The 6,455-nt window shown below is 44.6% G+C and carries 6 protein-coding genes; 4 read left to right on the forward strand and 2 right to left on the reverse strand.

Going from position 1 to position 6,455, the window contains the following annotated elements:
- Together LC574_RS20795 and LC574_RS20800 are read right to left on the reverse strand one after the other, a co-directional pair.
- Positions 1-1,486, reverse strand: a 1,486-nt coding sequence (locus tag LC574_RS20795; RefSeq protein WP_229455358.1) for a 3-hydroxyacyl-CoA dehydrogenase family protein, incomplete at its 3' end; no start/stop codon positions are given.
- Between the two features lie 78 nt (positions 1,487-1,564).
- The gene (locus tag LC574_RS20800; RefSeq protein ID WP_229455362.1) at positions 1,565-2,158 is read right to left on the reverse strand and encodes an L-histidine N(alpha)-methyltransferase; all 594 of its coding nucleotides are present in this window, start codon (positions 2,156-2,158) and stop codon (positions 1,565-1,567) included.
- A 488-nt stretch (positions 2,159-2,646) separates the two neighbouring features.
- Here LC574_RS20800 and LC574_RS20805 point away from each other — a divergent pair, with 488 nt between their 5' ends.
- The 4 genes from LC574_RS20805 to LC574_RS20820 all read left to right on the forward strand — a co-directional run bounded on the left by LC574_RS20805 (position 2,647) and on the right by LC574_RS20820 (position 6,293).
- Positions 2,647-4,440: an ABC transporter ATP-binding protein gene (locus LC574_RS20805; RefSeq protein WP_229455364.1), complete on the forward strand. Its 1,794-nt coding sequence runs from the start codon at positions 2,647-2,649 to the stop codon at positions 4,438-4,440.
- A gap of 220 nt (positions 4,441-4,660) precedes the next feature.
- Positions 4,661-5,074: an isochorismatase family protein gene (locus tag LC574_RS20810; protein WP_267871617.1), complete on the forward strand. Its 414-nt coding sequence runs from the start codon at positions 4,661-4,663 to the stop codon at positions 5,072-5,074.
- 63 nt (positions 5,075-5,137) lie between these two features.
- Entirely contained in the window at positions 5,138-5,773 is a 636-nt protein-coding gene (locus tag LC574_RS20815) for an isochorismatase family protein (RefSeq protein WP_229455367.1), read from the forward strand.
- Positions 5,774-5,915: 142 nt separating this feature from the next.
- Positions 5,916-6,293, forward strand: a complete 378-nt coding sequence (locus tag LC574_RS20820) for a nuclear transport factor 2 family protein (protein WP_229455368.1) — start codon at positions 5,916-5,918, stop codon at positions 6,291-6,293.
- The last annotated feature ends 162 nt before the right edge of the window (positions 6,294-6,455 follow it).

Here is a 6,455-nt window from a genome sequence, read left to right on the forward strand (position 1 = left end):
CACCGAAAGTGTTCATTTTTGAGTGAAATTCAACCCCCGCAATGCCGTCTCCAAGATCAAAAATGGTTGAACCGGCGTTTTTCCAGATCACATTTGAGTCACGGATGGTGTCCAGTATAATGAATGAACCGGTACCCGGAATTACTTTATAAGATTTGGTCGGAATGTCATAATATAGCTTTTTGCCGTTTTCTACTTTGTAGAAAGAAGGATTTCCGGCTTCGAGCATTTCGTAAACCCATGCTGCCGGCTTTTGTCCCTGCTCTTCCATCATTTTGACAAACTCACTTACGCCTACAGCATCAGCAGTAGCGAAAAGTCCCATCTGCCATCCGAAACCTGAACAGATCGCGTCATCAATCCTGAACAACTCATCGGCGATTTCAGGAATTCTGAAAGTAGCGTATCTGAATCCGTCAGCAAAAGTCTTTCTGTAGAATTCTCCTGCCTTGTCTGTACCTTTTAATAAGACTGCAAAGCGTTTTTTCAGGTCGTCAATTGATTTTGTGCCTTCAAGGGTTGCAAACTTAACCTTTTCGCTGGGTTTATACTCCATTGTTTTAAGGTCAAGGGCCAGGATCAGCGTTTTGCCTTTTTCATCCTTAGTTTTTTTATAGAAACCCTGGCCGGTTTTATCACCAAGCCAGTTGTTTTCAATCAGTTTGGCCATGGAGTCCGGCAGTTCAAAAGCCGATACCGACTCGTCCGTCTGCAAGGTCGCCTTTAAGTTTCTGCAAACATTGACCGTGGTATCCAGCCCCACCACATCCGATAATCTGAAAGTGCCGGATTTCGGGCGGCCTACCACAGGTCCTGTAAGCTTGTCTACTTCTTCAACAGACAGACCGATTTCCTGTGCAGCCCTGATGGTTTGTACCATCGAGTAGATACCCAGCCTGTTGGCAATAAACGCCGGAGTATCTTTACACAATACAGTTTGTTTACCCAGGTAAAGGTCGCCGTAGTGCATCATAAAATCAATGACCTCGGGATTGGTCTTCGGACCAGGAATTATCTCGAGCAGTCTGAGGTATCTCGGAGGATTGAAGAAGTGCGTTCCGCAGAAATGCTGCTGAAAATCTTCACTTCTGCCTTCCGACATCAGATGGATCGGGATACCCGAAGTATTGGATGAAACCAGCGTACCTGCTTGTCTGAACGCCTCTACTTTATCATATATCAGTTTCTTGATCTCCAGTTTTTCCACTACTACCTCGATGATCCAGTCCACGTCTCTGATCTTCACCATATCATCATCAAAGTTGCCCAGCTTCACTCTGGAGACCGACTTCTGACTGTAAACAGGCGAAGGGCTTGCTTTCAGGGCTGCCTGAAACAGGTCGCCGACAATCCTGTATCTTACCTTCGGATGATCAATGCCCAATCCTGCGGCTTTTTCTTTATCGTTCGGTTCTTTCGGAACCATATCCAGCAACAATACCTCACAGCCAATATTGGCAAAATGAAGGGCAATTCTGCTCCCCATGATCCCTGCTCCGAGTACCGCTACCTTTTTTATCGTTTTTTTCATATGAATTAAGTATGTTATTGATCTGATGTATAATTATTTTTTCGTTTTCATGATCCAGGCCCATTGCATTTCTGCTTTGATGATTTCTTCCCCGGTTTCATCTGTTACCGTCACGGGTACAATTAATTCACAATCTTCAGATTTAATTCCAATCTTGCTTTTAACCCATCCATATATTTCTTCTACGTGATACTTGCAGCCACCTCTGACGTTTCCATCCCATTTAGAGTTAGTACCAGTTTCATTAGTAAACACCAGTAAATCATTTTTTCCCATGCTATCTCTAAAGTTTTTTAGTACCTCATCTCTATTTTGATGATTACCGATGGTAACGCCTAAGTGGAAAAATATTTTCGCTGTTTCGTCAATTTCCAGGCTAGCTTTATTTTGGAATAAATTTTGGGGTACACAACTATTCTCTATGTCAATTGTGGAACTGAGAAAATCCACAAAAGGAAACCATTTCCTGAAATTATTTTTGGATAGATGAAGCAATTCCTTGCTTATATCTAAAGCAATATATTTATTAACTTTTCCTAGTTTATTAAGTCTTTGAATAAATGTGCGATTGATAGCAGTTGACATATCCGAGGTAAGTTGGGAATTGCTATGAAAATTTTGAGCCATTATTCTTGTTCTTTGATTTTCTCAGGTATTGAAATGGATTAGCTGCAATGCAGGGCTATTTCATTCTCATCTAGCCCGCCTCAGAATAAATTCTGAGGCTAATAGCACTCATTCGTCTAAAGACGACTAATAAAGGCTTTTAGTCCACTTTAGTGGACTTGGGCTATGAGCCGCGGAACTTTAGTTCTGGGCGGTTTATGTCTAGTACTCTGTCAAGGTTAAATTGATGGGTAGTGTGAGCATCTTGCTCGCGTCGTGAGCGAGACGCTCACACTACCAATCCGTCAAAATGAATTTGACAGACTACTAGAACGAAATAGCCCTGGCTGCAATGCTTGCCAAAGAGGTATTTTCCCATACCGTTGCCCCAAAATTTGAACCAAAATTTGGACTTGTCACCCCAAATAGATCCCACATTCCGTACTGGTCGATTGGTTTTTTACATCAAAATACGAGATAATTTTCCAAAGATACAGGGGTGAATTCCAGTGGTTCAGCAACCAGAACTCCAGGAAACTTCGTCGATACAGTCAATCCAGCGTGTGCTTAAGAGTTTAAGCACTTACCGATGGACTTCGCTAGGAGCATTGGTCAGTTTGTTGCTGTTGACGATCGCAAACGCACTTACTCCACAACTATTTCGGTGGGGAATTGATCAGGGCATCACGCAAAAAAACCTCCAAATTGTGCTATATAGCGCCGCCTGGATGGTAGTCGCCGCGATCGCTCGTGGTTTATTTAACTTCGGACAAAGCTATTTAGCAGAAGCAGTGTCTCAAGGTGTGGCGTATGACCTGCGAAACAAGATTTTCAGCAAAATCCAAAATCTCAGTTTCAGTTATCATGACCAGGCGCAGACTTCCCAACTGTTAACCCGTGTCACCAGCGACATAGAGCAGATCCGTACCTTTATTGGCACTAGCTTAATTCAAGTCGTCGGTTCAATTGTGACATTGGTGAGTATTTCAGTGGTTTTGCTGGTGATGAACTGGCAACTGGCACTGATTACGCTAACGGTAGTACCCCTAGAAGGTTGGTTGATGGCGCGATTCATCACCGGAAATAACAAACTTTTTCGGCAAGTACAAGAGCAACTGAGCGATCTCAATGCTGTATTGCAAGAGAACTTGCTAGGAATCCGGGTGGTGAAAGCCTTTGTGCGGGAGTCAACCGAAAGGTCGCGTTACACGACCATGAATGATGGTCTAGTCAAGGCAAACATGAAGACCATTAGCGCCATCCGTGATACTTTCCCGTTTATCTTTTTGCTGAGTAATTTGGTAACACTGGCAGTTTTCGCCTATGGGGGAGCGCAAGTGATTGGCCGGAAGTTCTCCATTGGCGAACTGGTGGCGTTTAACTCCTACCTAGCCTTGATTCTCCAACCAATTCTGTTGATTGGATTTGCTGCACCTGCGATCGCTCAATCAGCTGCTTCTGCCGAACGTGTCTACGAAGTTGTAGATGCGGAAGTAGAAATTAGCGATCGCCCCGGTGCTGTCCCATTTGACACCTGTGGCGGTAGAATCACCTTTGAAAATGTTTCCTTTCGCTATCCGGGAGGCAGCACTGAAACTCTTAAAGAAGTTTCCTTTGAAACCAAACCCAACGAGCTAATCGCCGTTTTAGGGATGACTGGTTCGGGAAAAAGCACAATTATGAACTTAATTCCCCGCTTTTACGATGTCACAAAGGGAGCGGTTCGGATTGACGGACGAGATGTGAAATGTTTCACACTCAAAAGCCTCAGAGCGCATATTGGTATTGTATTTCAGGAAACCACCCTTTTTTCTGGCACAATCCGCGAAAATATTGCCTACGCAAAACCCAATGCAACCCTAGATGAGGTGATTGAGGTTGCAAAAACTGCACAAATGCACGATTTTATCAGTAGTTTACCCGATGGCTACGAGACGATTGTGGGTGAACGGGGCGTGGGCTTGTCTGGTGGACAAAAACAACGAATTGCGATCGCTCGTACCTTACTAACAGATTACAGCATTCTGATTTTGGACGATAGTACCTCGGCTATAGATGCCAAAACTGCTGCCCAGATTCAAGCCGAACTAGATGGCTTAATGCGCCAAAAAGCTTGTACAACTTTTGTAGTAGCTCAACGCATTAGCACCGTCAAGAATGCTGATCGCATTTTTCTTATGGATAAAGGACGATTGGTAGCACAAGGCACTCACGAGGAATTGATGCAAACCAGCCCCCTCTACGGTGTGATTTTGGAATCTCAAGTCAAGCAAAAGGAGAAAAATGATTCCAAATTAGCATAATTAGTCTGGCTAGAAATTTTGATCGCAGCTTTACGGTGTTGCTGAGTTGAATCACTAAAAATAATTACAAAGTTAAATCACAATTGCTTCTGGTAAAAGGCGGATTACCAAGCCCCGTTGGGGCGTGTGTAGGGGTGTAGGGGGGGACAACTAGCCCCAACCAACCACCCGCATCGTCATTTGCCCAGCAATAGAAGGGCAACCGTGTTGGACCCTTGCCCTGGCAAAAGTCGCCAAAATGCACGAGCTTCCCGTTGTTTTTTCCGCCGCCGATCAAGGCCCAATTGGCCCAATTGGTCCAATTATGCCGGAGATTACAGAGATATTTCCTGACGCACCGATCATCTATCGGACAAAAATTAACTCCTGGCATGACCCCAATTTTCGTGCTGCGATCGAGGCAACAGGACGTAAACAAATCATTATTGCTGGAATTGACGCTAGTTTTTGTCAGGGACTTCCCGCTAAAAGTATGGTCGCTGATGGCTATGAAGTTTGGTCGTGCATTGATTGTTCTGGCAACATCAGCCCGATCACGCAGGCAACCACGATCGCAAACCTGACGCAGGCGGGCGTTCGCTGCTCCAATTGGGTAGCAGGATTTACCCCAATGGGCAGTGTTGGGCATTATTGACGACGCACGCAAGGCGACACTTATCACCTGAATTGAAAAATGTTTATTATATAAGGAATTCCCATGATTACACAAGATAGTCAAAATGCTTTATATGAAGCGTTAACTCCCGATAATGCAGCCATGCTGCTGATTGATCATCAAGCTGGACTTTTCTTAGGAGTTCAAAGTATCAATCAGCAAGTGCTAAAAAACAATGCGATCGCTCTGGCGAAGACTGCAAAAGTATTCAATTTACCCACACTACTATTCACCAGTTCTGCCAAGGGCCCTAACGGCCCAACCATTCCAGAAATTGTTGAACTTTTTCCCGATCACAAAATCTACGATCGCTCCCCCATTAACCTCTGGAATGATCCCAACTGTCGAACCGCCATTGAGCAGACCGATCGCCAGAAGTTGATTATGGCAGCGATTACGACAGATGTGTGTCTTATGTTTCCAGCCCTTGCAGCATTAAAAGCGGGGTATACCGTGTATGCCGTGATTGATGCATCAGGAACCTGGAGTCCGACCGTAGAACTCGCTTCAATGCTGCGTCTGGCACAAGCCGGAGCCATTGTCACAAACTGGATTGCAATCGCGGCTGAACTGAAGCACGACGAAGACCGGGAAACAACCCCTGCGATGAACAAAACCTTTGGAGAACACATGGATCTCTACGGTTTTTTAGGAGACATTATGGCTGCTAAAGCTTAGAATCTGTCACTTCTGCCAGTGAAGAGGAGCAAGTTGATGGTGTATTCAAGCCCTGTCGGTTGATGCCGAAAAAGACGCAATCAACAATACATTACAACAAATGATAGTGACCAAGACTGATTAATCGCTGTAGGTAAAACGGATGGATGCTGATTGGGTTCGCAGTTATTTCAAAACGGTGGATACGCTTGATGCAGAGGCGATCGCTACTCATTTCACCGATGATGGCAAGTTTCGGTTTAGCAATCAACCTCCGGCAATAGGACGGCAAGCGGTGCGAAATGCTCTGGCTCAGTTTTTTGAAACAATTGAAGAAATGCATCACGAAAGTACAGGACTGTGGTTTGGTGACGACGGCAACTCAGCCGTATGGGAAGCAGATGTTACCTATACCCGCAAGAACGGCATTCAAGTCACATTACCCTGCGTGAGTATTCTACGTTCACACAATGACCAGATATATGACTTCCGTATGAACATGGACATCTCCCCAGTTTATGCTGACCACGAACCTGAGTAGATGTTTTTCATTGCTAACACAGACCTGAAATGAAATTATAAGGGAAATGCTGAAAACCCCTGAGAAACAGCAACGCAGTTGCGTATTTCGTACTTCAGGCAGGGGATGAAAGCTAATAACACCCTTTAGGGTGTTCTGATTTAATCTTTTTGGTGTGCTATG

It is taken from the genome of Nostoc sp. CHAB 5715, assembly GCF_020829685.1.
Classification (GTDB): Bacteria; Cyanobacteriota; Cyanobacteriia; order Cyanobacteriales; family Nostocaceae; genus Nostoc.

What these genes read in the sequence shown, in the direction of transcription:
- LC574_RS20800 (WP_229455362.1), bottom strand. Translation starts at nt 2,158, where the DNA reads ATGGCTCAAAATTTTCATAGCAATTCCCAACTTACCTCGGATATGTCA.
- LC574_RS20815 (WP_229455367.1), top strand. Translation starts at nt 5,138, where the DNA reads ATGATTACACAAGATAGTCAAAATGCTTTATATGAAGCGTTAACTCCC.
- LC574_RS20820 (WP_229455368.1), top strand. Translation starts at nt 5,916, where the DNA reads ATGGATGCTGATTGGGTTCGCAGTTATTTCAAAACGGTGGATACGCTT.